Below are 18,813 nucleotides of genomic sequence, written 5' to 3' on the forward strand. Positions count from 1 at the left end.
CATATTGTATCGACAATCGGCACGTGCGCATCGGCGCCACCGAACCACGAGGAGTGGTGATGAACCTTCGAACCGAAACAGAAACCTCCGGCGAAGATCCCGACTACGCCGAATTTGCCAGGCCCGGCGAATCCCGCAACGACCCGGCGGAGATGCGGCGCAGCCTCGAAGGCTGGCTCGCGACCGTGCTGTGGCGAGGTTCGAAACCTTCCGTGACCTCGGTCGAGGTGCCGGCCGCGAACGGCATGTCCAACGAAACTGTGCTTTTCGATGCGACGTGGATCGAGGACGGGATTCGAGCCGAGCATCGCTTGGTCGCCCGTATCGCCCCGCGGGACAGTGCGGTACCGATCTTTCCGTCTTACAACCTGGACCAGCAGTTTCGGGTCATGAGCGCCGTCGCCGCTCACACGTCGGTGCCGATCCCGCGGGTGTACTGGTCCGAGAGCAACCCGGACGCGCTCGGCGGCGAGTTCTTCGTGATGGAACGGCGTGAGGGCGAAATCCCGCCCGATGTCATGCCGTACACGTTCGGATCCTGGCTCTCGGAAGCTTCGGCCGACGACTGTTCTCGACTCCAGCAGTCATCGGTCCGGGTGCTCGCCGAGCTACACGCTATGGCCGATCCGCACCTCGCACTCCCCGAGTTGTGCCGCGATGGTGCCGAACCGACTGGGGCAGAAGCACTTCGCGCGCACCTCGAGGACCAGCGGCGCTATTACGAGTGGGCAACAGCCGACGGACCAGGATCTCCTTTGATCGAGCGCGGTTTCGACTGGATCGAAGCGAACTTTCCCGTCGATTCCGGTTCCGCAGTGCTCTGCTGGGGTGACTCGCGGATCGGAAATGTCATCTACCGCGACTTCGAGCCGGCGGCGGTCCTCGATTGGGAGATGGCCACACTGGGGCCGCGTGAGCTGGACCTCGGCTGGATGATCTTCCAGCACAGGTTCTTCGAGGATCTCGCTGCCATGGCCGGACTCCCCGGAATGCCGGACTTCCTTCGTCGCGAGGACGTGGCAGAGGCCTACGGCTCGCTTTCCGGCCACCAGGTTGCGGATCTAGATTTCTACATCCTTTACGCCGCGCTGCGGCACGCGGTGATCATGTTCCGAGTCCAAAGCCGCGCAGTGGCTTTCGGTCAGGCCGAATTCCCCGACAACCCGGACGAGATGATCCTGCACCACAAAACACTCGAAGCCATGCTCGACGGCACCTATTGGGAGTCGCTCGCAACATCCCCGCTCACAACAGGAGATGCACGATGACACTGTCCCCGCTCGACGACTACCCGGTACATCAGATCGCCGAGACCATCCGCCACGTGGGCACCTCGGATCGAAACTTCTACGACCGCTACTACTTCAACTGCCATGCCGGCGTCGACGGCGACACCGAGCCGCTGTTTCTCATCATCGGTCTCGGTCAGTACCCCAATCTTGGTGTATGCGACGGCTTTGCGGTTCTTCGGCGCGGCGAAGACCATATTGTCTTCCGGGCATCCCGAGCCTTGGGTGACGATCGTATGGACCTGTCAGTAGGCCCGCTGCGAATCGAAATCATCGAGGGTCTGCACCGCCTACGTGTGGTGTTGGACCCGAGTCCCGAAGCGCCGGACCTGAGCTTCGACCTCACCTTCGAGTCCGACGGCCCCGCCAATCTCGAGGCCAGACATTTCCATCGCCAGCTCGAACGAGTCACCTTCGACACGCAACGATTCGTGCAGACCGGAACATGGTCCGGATCCCTGACCGTCGACGGCGACGTCATCCCGGTCACCCCGGAGACGTGGCGGGGTAATCGCGATCGGTCCTGGGGTGTGCGACCGGTCGGCGAAGCGGAACCGCCTGGACGCAAGGCAGATCCGGCGATAGCCGGCAGTCAGAACTTCTTCTGGATTTACTCGATCATGCAATTCGGCGACTTCACCATCGTCACGATCGTTCAAGAAGATCAGCAGGGACGCCGAATCCTCGAAGATGCGACTCGCGTCTGGGCGGACCGCTCGCGCGAGCCGGAGTGGTTGGGTCGACCGGACCACCAGCTCACGTTCATTTCCGGTACTCGCGAGGTGAAGAGCGGAACTCTGTACTTCCGGCGCCCCGGTGCACCAGGCGAATCCGACCACATCCTGGAGATCACCTGCGAACCGATACTGCCCAACTACATCGGTGTCGGCACGGGCTACGGACTCGAGCAGGATTGGCGCCACGGGATGTGGCAGGGCGAACTGGTGGTTCAAGGCCTGCGGGAAAAGGTTTCGGACATCGAATCGTGGAAGAAGATGCTGTGCCCGGTCGACAACCTGGCTCGGTTCACCCTCGTCGAGGACGGCGTAACCCGCACCGGGACAGGCCTGTTCGAGGTAGCAGTCATCGGACCTCACCAGCGATACGGATTTACCGGCATCGGTGATGTCGCTCCGTAACTCCAGATCACCACACCACAAATCCCAAACTGCAGAGAAAGGCACTGCCACATGTCCACACGCACACGAATGTTGTTCGCTCGCACTGCAAAGGCCGCCGCATTAGTTGTTACAGGTGGTCTGATGTTTGCTGCTCCCGCCACGGCAATCCCGCTCGACCTGGGCTCTCTCAACACAGGCTCGCTTGGAGCGGTCGATCTCGGCTCGCTCGATCCTGTCCTCGCGCCGACACCGAATTTGGCCTCCGTGGCCAACTTTCGCGACGTTGCCGGCAACGACGGTAGGGGATACGCCACCGTCGACGGCTCACACCTCAAGCGCGGCGTCATCTACCGGTCCAATGCGCTGACCGCTACCACCGACGCAGACAAGACGACACTCACCGGCCTCGGGCTTGCCGACGCCTATGACCTGCGCGGCGCAACCGAGATCTCCAACCCGTTCATCGGTGGCGCGGACAAACTCCCGGACGGTGTGACGTACACGAACATCCCCATCGAGTTCAAGGATCTCACCCAGCTCGCGACGACGATCAAGTCGCCGGAGGAGGCCAAGCAGTTCTTGGTCGACACCAACCGCAGTTTTGTCACCGATCCCGTTCGCCGTGCCGGCTTCAAGCAGGTCCTCTCGGACATCGCTGCGAGTGACGGGGTGCAGTTGTTCCATTGCACCTCAGGCAAGGACCGCACGGGTTGGACCGCGATGTTGCTGCAGTCCATCGCCGGTGTCCCCGCCCAGACGATCATGGACGACTATCTGTTGAGCAACACCTACCTTCAGGCGACCAACGAGAAGATCCTTGCGCAGATCTCTCAGGCCCTGAGCCCGCAGGTGGCGACCAATCTCGAGCCGGCCCTCGGTGTCGACGCTTCGTACCTGGAAGCTGGACTCGCGCAGGTAGCCAGCGATTACGGAACCGTCGACGGTTATCTCACCGAAGGTCTCGGACTCACTCCGGACACGATCGCGCTTCTGAAGGCCAAGCTGGTCGGCTAGTTTCTCGCTGCTAAAACGCTTGAACGAACGAGTACCAGTCGCCGTCGAACTCCTGGTATCCGATCTCGCCGTCGCGGCGGGGCTTGCCGAGATATGGTGCGCCGTCAGGTAAGTACGCCAATCCGATCGAATCGATTAGACCACCCTCGATGTGGAAGCGGCACCCGTTGCCGACGGGCCAGACCTGCAGGACCCGGTAGACGCCAATTGTTTGGTTGTCCATCGACTTCTGGCAATCCGCGGCCACTGCTTCGAGCGAATCTTTCGACAATGCAAACGCAGCACGCGAAGGGACGGACAAGGTCACGAGCGCACCGGTGACGAGCACGATCACCGGCGCGATCGTGCTCAAACGCAGAGTTTTGTACTTCATCCAGCCAATCAGGCTGAGTATCAACCACACTCCGCCCAAACCGAGCAGTACTGAGGCTGCGAGCGCAAAGAACGGAAAGTACACAACCGGCGGCATGAAGGACCAGACGATGACGCCGCACGTGAGGGCGACAAGCACTGCGGCGACAATCGCTGTCACCTTCCACCAAGATGCCGGACCTCCACGCTCAGTTGTCGGATCACCGTCAGTCATCGGACAACCCTTGCACACCGCAGTAACTGCGGAGCGGCAACGAACGGAATCGTCCACTGATATACGTCGGGGTCGTCGTGCGTAGATCCGCGAATTGAACATTTTCGGCGCCAGCCAGTCCTCTAATGTCTGAGGGTATGGTCGGATTGTGAACCAGGATCTGATCATTCGCCGCTACCAGCCCTCGGATGAGGACGTGGTCGTCGACCTGTGGTCACGCGCTGCCCGTGAAGCCCATCCGTTCCTTGCGGGTGAGGGGACGGGCGAACGCGAGCAGAAGATGCGAGAGGTCTATCTGATTCAGGCCGACAATTGGGTCGCTGAGCACAACTCCGCTGTCGTTGGACTGTTGGGAATGATCGGCTCCGAAATCGGGGGACTGTTCGTCGCGCCGGCGTCACAAGGGTTGGGCGTCGGGCGGGCGTTGGTCGAACACGCCACAACCATGCACGGCGAGGTGACACTGGAGGTCTACACGCTCAACGATCGCGCCCGCAGGTTCTATGCGCTGATGGAGTTCGAAGAAGAGGGGCGTCGACACGACGCCGAGACGAACCATGAATTGATCACCCTGCGTCGCGCGGGTCGAGGCTCTTCCCTTTCCCAGGCATGAGAATTACGGATCAGCCCAGCACGGGCCTGACATTGTGCACAGATCTGGCGGCTACCGATTGGCTGGTCGATCAGGATCTTCCTTGGTATCAGTTGGCGGGGCGCGGCCCGATCGGATTTCCGAAGTATGCGCGCTTACGGTTCATCCCCGATCCGAGCTTTCCCGGTCAGAAATCCAATGATGTCGACTTCGATCAAACCGGGCCGGAAGAGAAAGTGCTGATCGGCTTCGCCCTGGATGTGTTGTCCAGTTACACAACCACACCCGACGAGTGCTATTTCTGCATGTGGACCGGGTGGGGGTCGGCAGTCGGTGATGACGTTCCGCGGTTCGAGATCCCCAATCGTGACTACTGGCTCTTTCGTGGAACGCTTGCCGACTACGCCGATTGGAGCGTGGAAAACTCAGCTCGTTGGCCGTGGGGTTCTTCCCCTGATCCGGCCTTCATCTGGCCGGCTGATCATTCCTGGTGCATAACCAATGATGTCGATCCACATTTCGCGACCATTGCGGCCCCCGAGGAGGCCATCATTCGAATTGTGGCTGATTCGCGGATCGACGCCGTGCTCGACGACCCGGATATCGATCCGCCGTATTGGCACTGACGCCCGATCACTTCCAAGTCTCGAGTTCGACTACCAGCGTGTTCCAGCGGACGCCGAAATCGGTAGGTACCCAACTCGTCTCGCAGTACACCGTCGGCCCGTCGAAGACGACGTTGAAGAGACCGGGATGAATTGTCGTCAAGAGTGTTTCGTGTTGAACGAGGTGGCCGGGCCGCTCTTTCACCCGCACGCGCCCGGTGGGCTGAGTGCGGTATCGAGTCCAGAGGTAGCGATCCCACACCAGGCAGCCTCTCAACCGCGTCTTGCCGACGGCTCCGACATCGTCGCCGATCAGTGTCGTAAATCCGTTTCCGAGATGGGCTATGTGCTCAGTGCGGCCGTCGATTGTCACGGTCGCGATGCGTGCATCGATTTCGCAGCAGACCTCGGCGGGAAGGTCCAACATTTCGGGACTGGCCCAATAGGTCGTCGGTTCGCAAGTATCGCCAGGCATGGGGGTGTCGCGCCACGGTTCGAGATCCTCGAGCATCCAGAGTTGCGCCACCGTGCAAGTATCCCAGGTGCTTACGCTTGGGCCTGCTGGTCTGCCTGCAGGTGCTTGACCGGGCATCCCGTGGGGAAGGTGCCGAGGTCTTCGACCTTGTAACCGTTCGGGTAGCTGCGGATGTTGGGCAGCTCGCGGGCGAATTTCCGCTTCGTACGCACGGGGAAGAACCGCAGCAGGCGCGCGCGGACCTTCAGCGCACCGCGTGAGACGACGCGCATCGCAGTGCTCGGGTGCCTGTAGTGGAAGGCGTCGAGTAGGTGATCGTCCATGAGAGCGAAGGCGAATCCCTTGACCAGAGCCTTCGGTGCCAGGTTGTTGGGCGGGAAGGTGCACATCAGGTCGAGGGTGGAATCAGCGACGGCTCGGGCGCCGGGATCGAATGAAAAGTGTTCGCGCTCATAGTCGTCGAGAAGTTTGACGAAGCCCTCGTAGGTGTCCGGCGTGTCTTTGATGTTCATGTACCGACCCAGGTGGCGGTAATAATTCGTCGACCCGACGATCTCGTTGTCGGTCATCTTCCGCCAGCCGTACTCGTCGAGCCATCTGACCGGCGTGACGACGAAGGTGGCCAGGACATAGAGCATGTCGTCGTTGGAGATGTCGTACGAGCCGTGCATCTGATTCATTCGACGCACGCTCTTGCGGCCTTCGGTGCTGCTGAGGCCGTGCTCGAGGATGGCGTCGAGGATCAGGCTGGTGTCGTCGTAGCGCTTCTGAACCTTGTCGGTGAACTCGCCCGTGGAGAAGAGGAGCTTGCCGATCGAGGGGACAGCGTATGTACGAAACAGTGCGAAGCTGAGCGCCTGATTGATGTCCCAGGGAAACTCTTGCGCCGCGAGAATGCGCGACATCTCTTCGTAATCGGTTTCGGGATCGAGTTGATCCGTGCGACTGCGGAGGTCGTAGCGCTTCATCTGAACACTCCCTGGGACTGGTCTGCGCGCGGCAGAGATAGGTGTGAGCTGCACCACCGACTGTAGTTCTGACAACACGCGTTGTCTAGGGGGTGTGAATAGTCGTCTTTCCTTCGTTTCGGGCGTTGTACCAGGGGTATCCGGAAAGTGTTGTCGACCCGAGGAGCAGCTATGAGCGTCACACGCACGGCCGGGGTTTTTGCGGCCATCGGACTACCGATTGCCGCGAGCGTCATGTTCGCCGGAGTCGCCTCGGCTGATCCGCCCCACCCTTTCGGCGGCGCCGCCGTCACTATCGGGTGTCCGAATCAGGGGTCGCTGGCCTCGTTGACCGGGCTCACCGGCCAGTCCGGGCCAGAATCCAATCCGCCCATCGCCAAGGGTGACATTCGCTTCGATTCGTTCCCGGCCGCTGCACCCATCCCGGCGGCGGGTCAGGTGACTGTTGCGTGGGTCAACACCGACACGGGCAAGTCCGGAATCGTCGACCTGGTCGGTACCTATCCGTACCTGTCCGCGACGGTGAACACCGGCGTCGGCAATGTCGTTGCGACGGCGTTCGGTTCGATCAACTGGGGCAGTAGTCCCATCTGCCAGTCGAATCCGACGATCGGCAGGTTCATAGCCTGATCTTGAGCCTGATCGTCACAGCCTGGACGGGCACAGGGTTGGCGGTATCGCGTGATTATCTGTCATCTCGGAGATACCGCCGGGTCCGTCCCATCCCATATTCTGAAACATGTTAGGTGAAAGCATATTTCAGGGATGGAAAAGGTGGCGACGTGAACGGGTCGAGCGCGCGTCAGTTGATGAGCCAGATGCTCGTCGAAAAATGAAACAGTCTTGCGCCCGAAAAGGTCGGCATGCGCTGCGAGGGTGCTCGCCGAATGCACGGCCTCAGTCGGCGCGATGTCGCGCAGATTGCCGACATCAGCTTCAATCACTATCAGCGGCTGGAACAGGGTACGTCCGTTGGTGTTTCGGCTCCGGTTATCGTGAGGATCTGCGACGCCTTGTTGATGGAAGACGACGAGAAGGCGCGCATGCTGGCATTGCACCAGGTATGGGCGCGCCCTCGTCGACCGCTGGCTGGATCCCGAGTTGCCGGATCTCAGGCTGCCGGTGAAATCTCCGGCAGGCAGCGGGCCAGTTCGTCCGGCGTGTAGAAGAAACTCCCGGCGCTCACCGGAGCGCACGGGGCAGCAAATGCTGTCTCGCGCTCGTTGTAGAGCATTCGGACCAGACGCTTACCCTCCGGTCCGGCGTAGACGTCCCACTGCACGTTCGCAGCCATCGGGCTGACCTGTGATCCGCGCCAGGGGTTGTTCGCATAGGTGTAGAGGTCGCCCTCCGCCTGCGAGACGGTGCTTCCCGGCAGTTTCAAGAGTGCTGCGAAGGGGATGATCGTTTCTGCGTGTGCAAACCGGAAATCCGCTCCCGGGACGGCGTCGTCGCCGGTATGTTTCTGCAGGCCGCGCAGGAACTCGTCGCGCAGGACAGTTGCCATCCGGTAGGTGACGTCTTCACCGGTGAAGCCCGGGCCCTTGGCGTAGAAGTCCTCGGCATCGTTCGTGTATGCGAGCCACTGCGCGTCAGCAGGTTCGATGAACCGCTCGAAATTCCACTTGCCTTCTTCGGCCATGCCCGGAGTGATGATGTACGTGTTGTACAGCATGTACGCGGCGTCGACTTCGTTGTCGATCGTGCTGGAACCCTTGCCACGGTCGACGAGTGAGAACTCGCCCGCACTCAGCCGGTTCACGAAGTCCTCCGAGTAGAGCCTGAGCATCATGTGCCGCGAGACCTCGCGGGTGCGGGGAAGATCGGCGATCTGGTCGTCGACGGCTTTCAGTCGAGGATCGGACTCTTCGTAGTCCTTGTAGTCGGCGTTTGCATCCGAGTCGTGGAAGTAGAGAAGGTCGGCATCCGTGGTCACCGGTGCAACATCGCCGGCGACGGCTGGAAACGCACCGGTCAGCCCTTGCGCGAAGTTCTCGGCGCTGTCCACGGCACGGTCCACACCCGACGAGGTCAAGGTGATGGTGCCCTGTTGCGCTGCGATGGCGTCGAACAGTTGGGGGAGGCGTTCAGTGACCCGCGCGCCGAGCTGTCTGTGTTCGGTGATCCCGCGTCCGCTGAGGTTGCCGTACCCCAGCTTCTTGTTGGCGGCCATGAGATCACGGAGGGCCGGGCCGAATTCCTTGCCGACGGGAGTCAATGCGTTCTCGGCTTCGGCGATTTCCCACAGCTGCAGGCTCAGGTCGTCGTACTTCAGGCTCGACAGTGCTCTGGAACCATGGCGCGCAACACTTTCCGTGTACACGGGGGAGTATCCCGTCGGCGGCGCCTGATAGTCGGCGATGCGCTGGCCGGGAGTGTAGGGCGTCTTGGACGTGAAGCCGCCGTCGCTGACGGTTGGTATCTCTGTCGAACCGGAGCTCGAACCGGCGTCGAGCGAACCGAACGGTGACGCCGTGGCGATGGACTGGACGCTGCTGGTGACAAGCACTAGTCCGACAGCGCCGGCAGCGGCCAGCACGCCGAAGCGTGAGCTTCGCATGGTGAGTTGATCCTCTCCGTCGGTGCCGAGGTGACACGACGGAAGGAAAGTTAGAACAGCTAAGCGTCCGAATTGCACCTATTTGCCCATGTGCAGATGGACGCGGGGTTACAAGTTTCGGATTCGCGGAGCTCAGGAGGGTTTGGCGGCAATCCCGATCGACACGGAGAGCGACAACGCGATGAGGGTCATGGCCAGCCACTGGTAGCTCTTGGGCGTGGGCTGCTTCTTACGTCCGAACTTGCTCACTGATGTCTCCCGTTTGTCCGTGGGTACTCAGCACATATTACTGTTCCATTACCCCAATGGCGCGGTCGACCGGAAACTGTGCGCGATCAGACAGCAGGCGGACCGCGAAGTCCGCCCGCTGCCCCGCGATCAAGAGATCGTGCGCAGTTCCCGTCGCAGTATCTTGCCGGTGACGGTCTTGGGCAGTTCCTCCACCAGCACCACGGAGCGTGGGTACTTGTACGCCGCCATCCGCTGCTTGCAGTGATCGATCAGATCTTCCGGGGTGACGGACGCCCCCGCGACGAGGCTGACAAACGCCTTCACCGTCTCACCGCGGTATTCGTCGGCGATCCCGACGACTGCCGCCTCACGGACTGCGGGGTGCTCGGCAAGAACGTCCTCGACCTCGCGTGGCCACACCTTGTAGCCGGACGCGATGATCATGTCCTTCTTACGGTCGACGACGTAGAACCAGCCGGCTTCGTCCATGAACCCCACGTCGCCGGTGTGGAACCACCCGTCGCGAATGGCCGACGCACTCTCCTCCGGCTTGTTCCAGTAACCGCGCACCACCTGTGGACCTCGGACGACCAGTTCGCCGATCTCTCCGATCGGCAGGATCGCACCGCCCTCGTCTTCGATGCGGACCACGGTGTTGGGTACGGGAACGCCGACAGACAGTGCTCCGGATGTGGGGTCGACCGGCGTATCCGCACCAACGGGAACGGCATGGGTCGGCGACGTGGTCTCGGTCAGCCCGTAGATGTTGTGCAGCGCAGCACCGGTCATGGCGCGGACGGCCTCGGCGGCAGTCGGCGAGATGGGTGCGCCGCCGGAGTAGAGCAACCGTATGGAGGTGAAGTCTTCCGGCGCGCAACCCGGAGTGTTGAGCAGTGCCGTAAAAGCAGTGATGGCGCCGACTGTGAATGTCGGTTGGTGCTCACGAATCGCGTCGAGCATCACCTCGGGGTGGAAGCGATAGGCAAGCACCAGCGGCATTCTCGCCAGGACGGACACCGCGATGTGACCGATCAACCCCGTGATGTGGAAGAGCGGTGCAACTCCGAGAACCGTGTCTTTCGGGGTGAGCTCCAGCCAGTCCCGGTAGACCTGGGCGTTGAAGGTCATATTCGCGTGAGAGGTCATCGCTCCCTTCGGCGGACCCGTGGTTCCCGACGTATACGTCAGTACCGCAATGTCTTCCGGTGCAGCGTCAGTGGTGATCGGATCGCCGAGACGATGTTCGTCGATCAGCGTCGCAAGATCGTCGGTACCGAGATCCTTCTTGACGATTCCGTCGAAAATCCTCGGATCGTTGCGACTTTGGTACTCGAGTTCCGAGGTGGTGATAACTCGCCTGACCGGCGAGTCGGAGACGACATTGCGGCCGACGGACTCGTAGAGCCCCTCGAGAGCGATCAGAACCGCTGCTCCGGAATCTTCGAGTTGGTATCCCAGTTCTCGTTCACGGCTCATGGGATTGATCGAGACTGCGACGCCGCCGGCTTTCCAGATTCCGGCGAGCGCAAGCACGAACTGCGGAACGTTCTGGAGGAACAGAGCGACGCGGTCACCCTTCACCAGTCCACCGGCTCGGAGTGCTCGGGCCAGGGCGTCACTCTGCTGATCCAGTTCGGCGAAACTGAGTTGACCGTCGAAGTACTTCACAGCCGTGGCGTCCGGATCAGAGCGGACCGCCGCTGCCAACATTTCGAGCATCGTGGGGTGCTCGACGTCGATGTCGGGGGGAACGTCGTTGCGGTACAACGCCAACCAAGGGCGATCTTCGTATGTCATTTGATGGCAACCGGATTCACGGGAGAGCCGCTGGCCTTTGCGACCTTGAGTGGCGCGGCGACGTACAGGAACGTGTACTGGCCGTCGGCCGCGCAGTCCGCGGCCAACTTCTCCAGATCGCAGATCTCGGTGAACACCACTCCGAGGTTGCGCATCAATGCGTTGTGGAGAACCAGTGCCACACCGTTTTCGGGGTCGGTGGTGACCTCGTTGGCAATGGTGTCAGTGACAAGGTTGGGGATCTCCATGTCCTGGAACCACTGGACGAGTTCGGGGCTGTAGATCAGGCCGGGCTCGCAGAAGCCCTCGTAGAAGGCTTCGCCCTGGTCGAAGAACAGCTTGAGGAAGTTGGTGCGGATGACGAGGATGTCACGCTTCTCGATGGTGACGCCCTGCGCTTCGGCACAGGCCAAAAGATCATGGTGCGTGAATGTTTCGGCCTTGTCGAGGTTTTCCTTGCCGCGGAACTTTGCCATGTCGAGAAGTACTGCGCGTCCGACGACGCCACGGTCGGCAATCGGTTCGACGCTGGCCTTCTCGAGGCCGCCGACTGTCGTGTCAGCGGAGTATCCGTTCCACAGGGCGCCGTCGTACCAGACGTGTCCGAGCGCGTCGTACTGCGTCGAACCCTGCAGGAACGCGTCGATCTTGTCGTCCGCGTAATGCAGGCCGCCGGGGAAGTTGGGTGCGTCGTCGCCGTCCCAGCTGCTCTCGTCGAAGATCTGTGTGCGCTCGGCGGGGCTCCGGCCCGGCCAGACCGGATCACCCTTGGGATCGCCGATAAGACGTTGGAGTGTGAACACGGAACCCTGCTTGATGGTTCCGACGCCACGAAGCACCTGTCCGGCGTCGAGGTAGTTCAGTGAACCGACCTCGTCGGACTCTCCCCACTTGCCCCAGTTGCTGGGTGCGTCGCGCAGGAGTTCTCCAAGATATGGCGCCTCGGTCATGGTGATTCGATCCTCTCGCTACCGACACCGAACGATCGCTCGGGCGGACCTGGGTCTTTGTGATCCACATCATGTTCAGGCCGATAATCAGTAGTCAACAGGTTCACCGATTGCCGTGGTCATCGCATTGTTGGAAATCCAATGTTCGGGAATACTGAACACTGTGACCGAATTCGAGAATGCCGTCCTGATCGGAGCGTCGATCCGGCAAGCGCGGCGTCACAGCGGGCTCTCGCTGCGTGAATTGGCCAGGCGTCTCGATGTCAGCCCGGCTACCCTCAGCGCTGTCGAGACCGGAAAGACCAGAGTCAGCGTCGACCGGTTGGCGGCAATCGGCGGGATTCTCGGAGTGCGTTTCGACGCTCTGCTCCCGGCTGCGATAGTGCGTCCGCCGGAACAGCCGCGATGGGGAGGCGACGACGCCGACCCGGACGCACATTTTCGCCCGAACGAGTGGCGAAGGTTCGGTCCGAGTTCGTTCGATCCGGTGTTGGCTGCAGCGCTCGCGGAGATGGTGAAGACCGGATATCACGGCGCTGCGATGCGTGAGATCGCCAAACGTGCGCAGATGAGTGTTCCGGGTCTGTATCACCACTATTCCAGCAAGCAACAGATGTTGGCCGAAATTCTCGACCTCACCATGGCTGAACTGAACACGAGATCGTTGGCGGCTATCGACGAGGGCGAAAGTCCCTCCGAAAGGCTGGCTTTCCTCGTCGAATGTGTGACCTTGTTCCATATCTATCGGCGTGATCAAGGATTCCTCGGCGCCAGCGAAATGCGCAGTCTCACAGCCGAGAACAGGTTGCGCATCACGGAATCACGCAACTACCAGCAATGGTTGATGACGAAGCAGGTGGACGACGGAATCGCTGCCGGTGTGTTCGGGACGGATCGGCCGCGACAGGCCGCGCGTGCAATAGTCGTGATGTGTGTCTCTGTCGCGCAATGGTATCGGCCGAGCGGACCACAAACGCCCGAGGAAATTGCACGCGACTACGCGCGTTTTGCACTGGATCTGGTGCGCCTTCAGCGACCGTGACGGACGTCATCCGGTTCGGGTGATGCGCCAGCGGGCAAAGGGGTCCATGCTTGGAAGGTATCCGTACCGCGACTCGAGTAAGGAACGAAACCCAATGTCTTCCAAGCTGTCTCACAAGGCCTACATGATCGGTGCCGGCATCGGAAACCTCTCGGCTGCCGTCTATTTGATTCGAGACGGTGAGGGGAGCGGTGAGGACATCACCATCATGGGGCTGGACATGCATGGAGCGAACGACGGCGAATCTGCCGCTACCTTCCAGCACCAGTACGGTCATCGCGAGCTGGGCAACGACGCGGGCTTCATCAATCGTGGCGGTCGCATGCTCAACGAGGAGACCTATGAGAACCTCTGGGACGTGCTGAGTGTGGTTCCGTCGCTGGACAACCCGGGAAAATCGGTGACGGATGACATTCTCGATTTCGACCACGCGCATCCAACGCACGACGTCGCACGATTGATCGATCGCGACGGCATTCGCAACAAGGGTGAAAACGACTACAAGCACATGCAATTCGACAACAAGGATCGGTACTTGTTGACGAAGCTGATGACGATGCCGGAGTCGGACGAGGCAAAACTCGACGACATCAGTATCGAGCAGTGGTTCGAGGACACTCCGCACTTCTTCACCACCAACTTCTGGTACATGTGGGAGACCACATTTGCTTTCAAGCGGGTGAGTTCGGCGATGGAGCTGCGCCGGTACATGAACCGAATGATTCTCGAGTTCAGTCGCATTCAAACTCTTGCCGGTGTCACCAGATCCCCGTACAACCAGTACGAGAGCATCATCTTGCCGATGCGGGCCTTCCTCGAAGGCAAGGGCGTGAAGTTCGTCAACGAACTGAAGATCACGGAGTTCGTGTTCAAGGACACCCCGCTACGAGACGAGATCATCGTGACGGGACTCGATTACGAAAACGTCCGCACCGGTGAGAAGGGCCGAATCGACGTGGCGGAGGGCGATTTCGTCTTCGACACCAACGGCAGCATCACCGACAGTTCTTCGATCGGCGATCTCGACACCCCGATCGTCGAAGACATGGGATACGCACCGAGTGCGCTGCTGTGGAAGCAGGCCACCGAGCATTTCTACGATCTCGGGAATCCCGACAAGTTCTTCGGGGACCGGGCGCAGAGTGAGTGGACCAGCTTCACCGTCACCACTTCGTCACACGAGCTCATCAACGAGATTTCCCGAATCACCAAGCAACTCCCCGGAAATGCGCTCAACACATTCGTGGACTCGAACGTGCTTCTCTCGATCGTGGTCCACCATCAGCCGCACTACCACGCGCAGAAGGAGAACGAAGGAGTCTTCTGGGGTTACTGTCTGTTCCCGCGCAAGGACGGCGACTACGTGAAGAAGCCGTTCATCGAGATGACCGGGCGGGAAATGCTGGAAGAGACGCTCGGACACCTCGAGGCGCTCGACGAGAGCGGTGCGCTCGCCGCGCGTCGACAAGAGATTATGGACAGCGTCGTGAATTCGATACCCAGCCATATGCCTTACGCCAGTGCGCTGTTCAATCGGCGCGCCGTCGGCGACCGGCCGCTGGTGGTGCCGAAGCACTCCAAGAACCTGGCGTTCATCAGTCAGTTCGCGGAGCTGCCGTTCGACATGGTGTTCACCGAGCAGTACTCGGTGCGCTGCGCTCAGGTAGCCGTCTACAAGTTCCTGGGGATTCCGGAAGACAAGCTCACCAAGATGCATCACTACGAGAAGGATCCGAAGGTCCTCGCCAAGGCCGCAGTGACGATGTTCCGCTGAGGGGTGCTCAGCGACCGTGCCGCTTCTCGTAGTCCTCGCGAGTGCGATCGGCACGGCGCTGGGCCTTCTCGTCGAGCAGTTCGGGATCGAGTCCGTGGCTCAGCAGGCGGTGACGGCGGTAGATGGTCCCGAGCGCCACGACGAAGTACGCGAGCGGGATGAGCAACAAGGCCATCATGGCCAAGGGAATCCAGATCGGTCCCGGGATCAAGAGGAACAGCAGAAGGATCAGCGTCGCCGGCACGGTGAAGCGGATGATGTAGCGGGCCTGGGCGCCCGGGCCGACCAGATCGTTCCGTACCCAGTCCTGATACCGGTCGGGGAGCGTCTTCCCCAGGAGGTATCCGCAGTACTGAGGAAAGTTCGGGCGAGTCTGTTCGGCCATGGCATCCAGGATAGTGCCTGGTACTGCCGCTTACACCGGTGCCTTGAACGTGCGTCGGTAGGCGCTCGGTGAAACGCCGAGGGCCTCGTTCATGTGTTGACGCATGGATGTCGCAGTCCCGAAGCCGGTTCGAGCAGCAACCGCATCGATCGACAGATCGGATTCCTCCAGTAGTTCCCGCGCCCGATCGACGCGTCTGCTGGTCAACCAGCGGTTCGGTGTGGTTCCGACTTCGTCGCGGAATCGACGGCTGAACGTGCGGACGCTCATGTTGGCGCGCGTCGCCAGGTCCGCCAGGGTGATCGGGTCGTCGAGATGTTCGAGGGCCCAGTGCCGAGCGTCGGCAGTCGATTCCGAAGGTTTGTCGGCCAGGGGGCGTCGGATGTACTGAGCTTGGCCACCGTCGCGCCACGGCGGTACGACGCAACGCCTCGCGACGGTGTTCGCCACTTCCATGCCGTGGTCACGCCTGACGATATGCAGGCAGAGGTCGACTCCCGACGCCACCCCGGCCGAGGTCAGGATGTGGCCTTCGTCGACGAACAGCACGTCGGGATCCACGTTCACCTTGGGATAGACACGCTGGAAATGGTCGGTGTTGCGCCAGTGCGTCGTGGCGCGGAGTCCGTCGAGCAAACCCGCCGCGGCGAGGATGTACGACCCGGTGCAGATCGAGACCAGCCGAGTGCCCGGCCGGATGTGTTGGAAAGCCGCGGCCAACTCGGGGGAGAGGTAGCCGTCTTCGTAGGCCGGACCCAACTCGTACGACGCGGGTATGACGACGGTGTCGGCGGTGGCGAGCAACTCGCTCCCGTGGTCGACCGAGATGCTGAAGTCTGCGTCGGTCTGCACGGGATTGCCGTCGATTGTGCACGTCAGGATCTCGTACAGCGGCCGATCCTCGACGTCGAGGGCACGTCCGAAGATGCGCGCCGGGATGCCGAGTTCGAAGGGGATGACTCCATTCAGAGCCAGTACGACGACGCGATGCGGACCAGACATGGCTTGATTCTTTCATATATTGGCAATCTGGCCACTGTTCTCGATCGAATCCGAACTGCAGAATTCTCTCTGTGACTTCTGAGACCGCTCTCCCCGAATCAGGCCAACAGCAGGTGAGCCCGCCGCGCTTTCACCGCGCCTGGTCCGTCGCGATCGTGGCATTCCTGGCGTTGGTCGGTGCGGCGAGCTTCCGCGCTGCCCCATCGGTGCTGATCGATCCGCTGCACGAGGATTTCGGGTGGTCGCGCGCCAGCATCTCGGCGGCCGTCTCGGTCAACCTGATTCTGTACGGGTTGACCTCGCCGTTCGCTGCTGCCTTGATGGAGAGGTTCGGTATCCGGGCGGTCGTCACCTCGGCGTTGGCGCTCATCTCGCTCGGCAGTGGTCTCACGATCTTCATGACCTCGAGTTGGCAGCTCATTCTGCTGTGGGGTGTCTTCGTCGGTCTCGGTACCGGTTCGATGGCGCTGGCGTTTGTCGCCACCGTCGTCGATCGCTGGTTCGTCGAGAAGCGTGGTCTCGTGACCGGCATCCTGACGGCCGGTGGTGCTGCCGGTCAGCTGGTGTTCCTTCCGGTCCTGGCGAAGATCGCCGAAACGTACGACTGGAAGAGCGTCGCCTTCACAGTTTCGTTTGCCGCACTGGCCGTTGTGCCGTTCGTTCTGCTGTTCCTGCGTAACTATCCGTCAGACGTGGGTACGACGCCTTACGGAGCGCCCGCCGATTACGCCCCACCAGCCAAGCCTGTCTACCAGCGCGGCGGTGCCGGAGGCCGGGCGATCTCGGTGCTGGTGATGGCGTCGAAGACCAAGGTGTTCTGGCTTCTCGCCGGTACCTTCGCGATCTGCGGCGCGAGCACCAACGGCCTGATCGGCACGCACTTCGTCCCGGCGTCGCACGACCACGGAATGCCGATCACCACGGCCGCGTCCCTCTTGGCGTTGATCGGAATCCTCGACATGGTCGGCACCATTGCTTCGGGTTGGTTCACCGACCGGATGGACTCGCGAAAACTTCTCGGCATCTACTACCTGTTCCGCGGAATCTCGCTGCTCTTCCTGCCGTTGTTGCTCGCCAACACCGTGAATCCGCCGATGATCGCGTTTGTCATCTTCTACGGGCTCGATTGGGTGGCGACGGTTCCGCCGACCGTCGCACTGTGCCGTCAACACTTCGGCGCCGACGCCCCCATCGTGTTCGGTTGGGTGCTGGCATCGCACCAGATCGGTGCGGGTCTGGTGGCCTTCTTGGCCGGTCTCGTTCGTGATCAGATCGGCTCGTACGACGCTGCCTTCTTGGTGGCCGGCGCGCTCTGCGCGATCGCTGCAGTCATGTCGTTGTTGATCGCAAAACGTCCGAAAGAGGCAGTATTGGTTGACTCTGTCTGATTCGGCACTGTGATCGGTACCACCGACGGGGTAAGTTGTGTGTAACTCCAAGAACTACTCACCAGTAGGGGTACTGAAATGCCTGCTCCGTCCGCTGCGACCTTCTCGCGGCTCGCCGATCTGATCGCCATCGACAATGTTGCCGATCGCCCGACGAAGTCCATCACCGAGGTGTTCACCGGCAAGGAGCTGGCGACCATCCCCGTCGGCACCGCCGACGACGCACTTGCGGCCATCGCCCGTGCCCGCGTCGCCCAGAAGGAATGGGCCAAGCGCTCCGTCCTCGATCGCGCCGCCGTCTTCCACCGCTACCGCGATCTCATCCTCGAGAACCGCGACGCCCTCATGGACATGGCTCAGGCCGAGACCGGAAAGTCGCGTACCGCAGCTCAGGAAGAAGTCCTCGACATCTCGATGACGTCGCGTCACTACGCACGTGTGGCGCCGAAGCTGCTGCGCCCGCGTCGCGTCTCCGGCATGCTCCCGGGTCTGACGAAGACCGTCGTCCGCTACCAGCCCAAGGGTGTCGTCGGCGTCATCTCGCCGTGGAACTACCCGATGACGCTGGCCGTGTCCGACGCCATCGCCGCGCTGCTCGCCGGTAACGCCGTTGTCCTCAAGCCGGACAGCCAGACGCCGTACTGCGCGCTCGCCTGCGTCGAACTGCTCTACAAGGCGGGTCTGCCTCGCGACCTCTTCGCCGTGGTTCCCGGGCCGGGCTCCGTCGTCGGCACCGCGCTGGTCGAGAACACCGATTACCTCATGTTCACCGGTTCTACCGCGACCGGTCAGCTCCTCGCCGAGCAGGCCGGCCGTCGACTGATCGGCTTCTCCGCCGAACTCGGTGGCAAGAACCCGATGATCGTCGCCGCCGGCGCAGACCTGCGCGAGGTCACCGACGCCGCTGTGCGTGCGTGCTTCTCCAACTCCGGTCAGCTGTGCATCTCCATCGAGCGCATCTACGTCGAAGAGTCCATCGCACCCGAGTTCATCCGTATGTTCGGTGACCGCGTCAAGAAGATGAACCTCGCCGC

General features: G+C 61.4%; 19 protein-coding genes. 11 read left to right on the forward strand and 8 right to left on the reverse strand.

What is annotated here, in order from left to right; translation table 11 throughout:
- Positions 1 to 59: 59 nt before the first annotated feature.
- The 3 genes from ASU23_RS01320 to ASU23_RS01330 are packed head-to-tail and all read left to right on the forward strand — an operon-like array spanning position 60 to position 3,424.
- A complete protein-coding gene (locus ASU23_RS01320; protein ID WP_050656388.1) occupies positions 60 to 1,268 on the forward strand; it encodes a phosphotransferase family protein in 1,209 nt (402 codons plus the stop codon).
- Positions 1,265 to 2,428: a hypothetical protein gene (locus ASU23_RS01325; RefSeq protein ID WP_003943541.1), complete on the forward strand. Its 1,164-nt coding sequence runs from the start codon at positions 1,265 to 1,267 to the stop codon at positions 2,426 to 2,428. The genes ASU23_RS01320 and ASU23_RS01325 overlap by 4 nt, the downstream gene beginning before the upstream one ends.
- A gap of 51 nt (positions 2,429 to 2,479) precedes the next feature.
- Positions 2,480 to 3,424 (forward strand): tyrosine-protein phosphatase, encoded by a 945-nt coding sequence (locus ASU23_RS01330; protein ID WP_054780978.1) that lies wholly within the window; start codon positions 2,480 to 2,482, stop codon positions 3,422 to 3,424.
- 10 nt (positions 3,425 to 3,434) lie between these two features.
- Here the strand turns inward: ASU23_RS01330 and ASU23_RS01335 are convergent, their stop codons facing one another.
- Complete coding sequence (locus ASU23_RS01335) at positions 3,435 to 4,010, reverse strand: hypothetical protein (RefSeq protein WP_064073637.1); 576 nt, start codon at positions 4,008 to 4,010, stop codon at positions 3,435 to 3,437.
- A 148-nt stretch (positions 4,011 to 4,158) separates the two neighbouring features.
- Here ASU23_RS01335 and ASU23_RS01340 point away from each other — a divergent pair, with 148 nt between their 5' ends.
- Entirely contained in the window at positions 4,159 to 4,623 is a 465-nt protein-coding gene (locus ASU23_RS01340; protein ID WP_003943603.1) for a GNAT family N-acetyltransferase, read from the forward strand.
- Positions 4,620 to 5,228: a hypothetical protein gene (locus ASU23_RS01345; RefSeq protein ID WP_003943589.1), complete on the forward strand. Its 609-nt coding sequence runs from the start codon at positions 4,620 to 4,622 to the stop codon at positions 5,226 to 5,228. The genes ASU23_RS01340 and ASU23_RS01345 overlap by 4 nt, the downstream gene beginning before the upstream one ends.
- Before the next feature lie 7 nt (positions 5,229 to 5,235).
- On the opposite strand, the gene ASU23_RS01350 is transcribed toward ASU23_RS01345, so the two are convergent.
- Both ASU23_RS01350 and ASU23_RS01355 read right to left on the reverse strand, forming a co-directional pair.
- A complete protein-coding gene (locus tag ASU23_RS01350) occupies positions 5,236 to 5,733 on the reverse strand; it encodes a hypothetical protein (RefSeq protein WP_058036999.1) in 498 nt (165 codons plus the stop codon).
- Between the two features lie 20 nt (positions 5,734 to 5,753).
- On the reverse strand, positions 5,754 to 6,650 hold the full coding sequence (locus tag ASU23_RS01355; protein ID WP_003943533.1) for an oxygenase MpaB family protein: 897 nt from the start codon (positions 6,648 to 6,650) through the stop codon (positions 5,754 to 5,756).
- 171 nt (positions 6,651 to 6,821) lie between these two features.
- Here ASU23_RS01355 and ASU23_RS01360 point away from each other — a divergent pair, with 171 nt between their 5' ends.
- The gene (locus tag ASU23_RS01360; protein ID WP_003943607.1) at positions 6,822 to 7,280 is read left to right on the forward strand and encodes a hypothetical protein; all 459 of its coding nucleotides are present in this window, start codon (positions 6,822 to 6,824) and stop codon (positions 7,278 to 7,280) included.
- A 257-nt stretch (positions 7,281 to 7,537) separates the two neighbouring features.
- On the forward strand, positions 7,538 to 7,816 hold the full coding sequence (locus ASU23_RS35220; RefSeq protein WP_216637108.1) for a helix-turn-helix transcriptional regulator: 279 nt from the start codon (positions 7,538 to 7,540) through the stop codon (positions 7,814 to 7,816).
- Here the strand turns inward: ASU23_RS35220 and ASU23_RS01370 are convergent.
- The 3 genes from ASU23_RS01370 to ASU23_RS01380 all read right to left on the reverse strand — a co-directional run bounded on the left by ASU23_RS01370 (position 7,762) and on the right by ASU23_RS01380 (position 12,188).
- Positions 7,762 to 9,210, reverse strand: a complete 1,449-nt coding sequence (locus ASU23_RS01370) for a histidine-type phosphatase (RefSeq protein WP_003943593.1) — start codon at positions 9,208 to 9,210, stop codon at positions 7,762 to 7,764. The two genes, ASU23_RS35220 and ASU23_RS01370, sit on opposite strands and share 55 nt — an antisense overlap.
- A gap of 378 nt (positions 9,211 to 9,588) precedes the next feature.
- A complete protein-coding gene (locus tag ASU23_RS01375) occupies positions 9,589 to 11,238 on the reverse strand; it encodes a class I adenylate-forming enzyme family protein (RefSeq protein ID WP_058037001.1) in 1,650 nt (549 codons plus the stop codon).
- Entirely contained in the window at positions 11,235 to 12,188 is a 954-nt protein-coding gene (locus tag ASU23_RS01380) for a cyclase family protein (RefSeq protein ID WP_007735859.1), read from the reverse strand. The genes ASU23_RS01375 and ASU23_RS01380 overlap by 4 nt, the downstream gene beginning before the upstream one ends.
- Positions 12,189 to 12,351: 163 nt before the next feature.
- On the opposite strand from ASU23_RS01380, the gene ASU23_RS01385 reads away from it, so the two are divergent.
- On the forward strand, positions 12,352 to 13,230 hold the full coding sequence (locus ASU23_RS01385; protein WP_231782780.1) for a TetR family transcriptional regulator: 879 nt from the start codon (positions 12,352 to 12,354) through the stop codon (positions 13,228 to 13,230).
- A 46-nt stretch (positions 13,231 to 13,276) separates the two neighbouring features.
- On the forward strand, positions 13,277 to 15,004 hold the full coding sequence (locus ASU23_RS01390) for an oleate hydratase (protein WP_082661277.1): 1,728 nt from the start codon (positions 13,277 to 13,279) through the stop codon (positions 15,002 to 15,004).
- A gap of 7 nt (positions 15,005 to 15,011) precedes the next feature.
- Here ASU23_RS01390 and ASU23_RS01395 read toward each other — a convergent pair whose 3' ends face one another.
- Complete coding sequence (locus ASU23_RS01395; protein WP_003943558.1) at positions 15,012 to 15,389, reverse strand: DUF5313 family protein; 378 nt, start codon at positions 15,387 to 15,389, stop codon at positions 15,012 to 15,014.
- Positions 15,390 to 15,419: 30 nt separating this feature from the next.
- A complete protein-coding gene (locus ASU23_RS01400; RefSeq protein WP_058037004.1) occupies positions 15,420 to 16,391 on the reverse strand; it encodes a GlxA family transcriptional regulator in 972 nt (323 codons plus the stop codon).
- Between the two features lie 71 nt (positions 16,392 to 16,462).
- Between ASU23_RS01400 and ASU23_RS01405 the strand changes: the two genes are divergently transcribed.
- A complete protein-coding gene (locus ASU23_RS01405; protein WP_030536659.1) occupies positions 16,463 to 17,779 on the forward strand; it encodes an MFS transporter in 1,317 nt (438 codons plus the stop codon).
- A 78-nt stretch (positions 17,780 to 17,857) separates the two neighbouring features.
- The coding region (locus ASU23_RS01410) for an aldehyde dehydrogenase family protein (RefSeq protein WP_156423045.1) at positions 17,858 to 18,813 on the forward strand (956 nt) is incomplete at its 3' end.

Origin of the sequence: Rhodococcus sp. KB6 (genome assembly GCF_001445685.1) — a bacterium.
Classification (GTDB): domain Bacteria; phylum Actinomycetota; class Actinomycetes; order Mycobacteriales; family Mycobacteriaceae; genus Rhodococcus_F; species Rhodococcus_F qingshengii.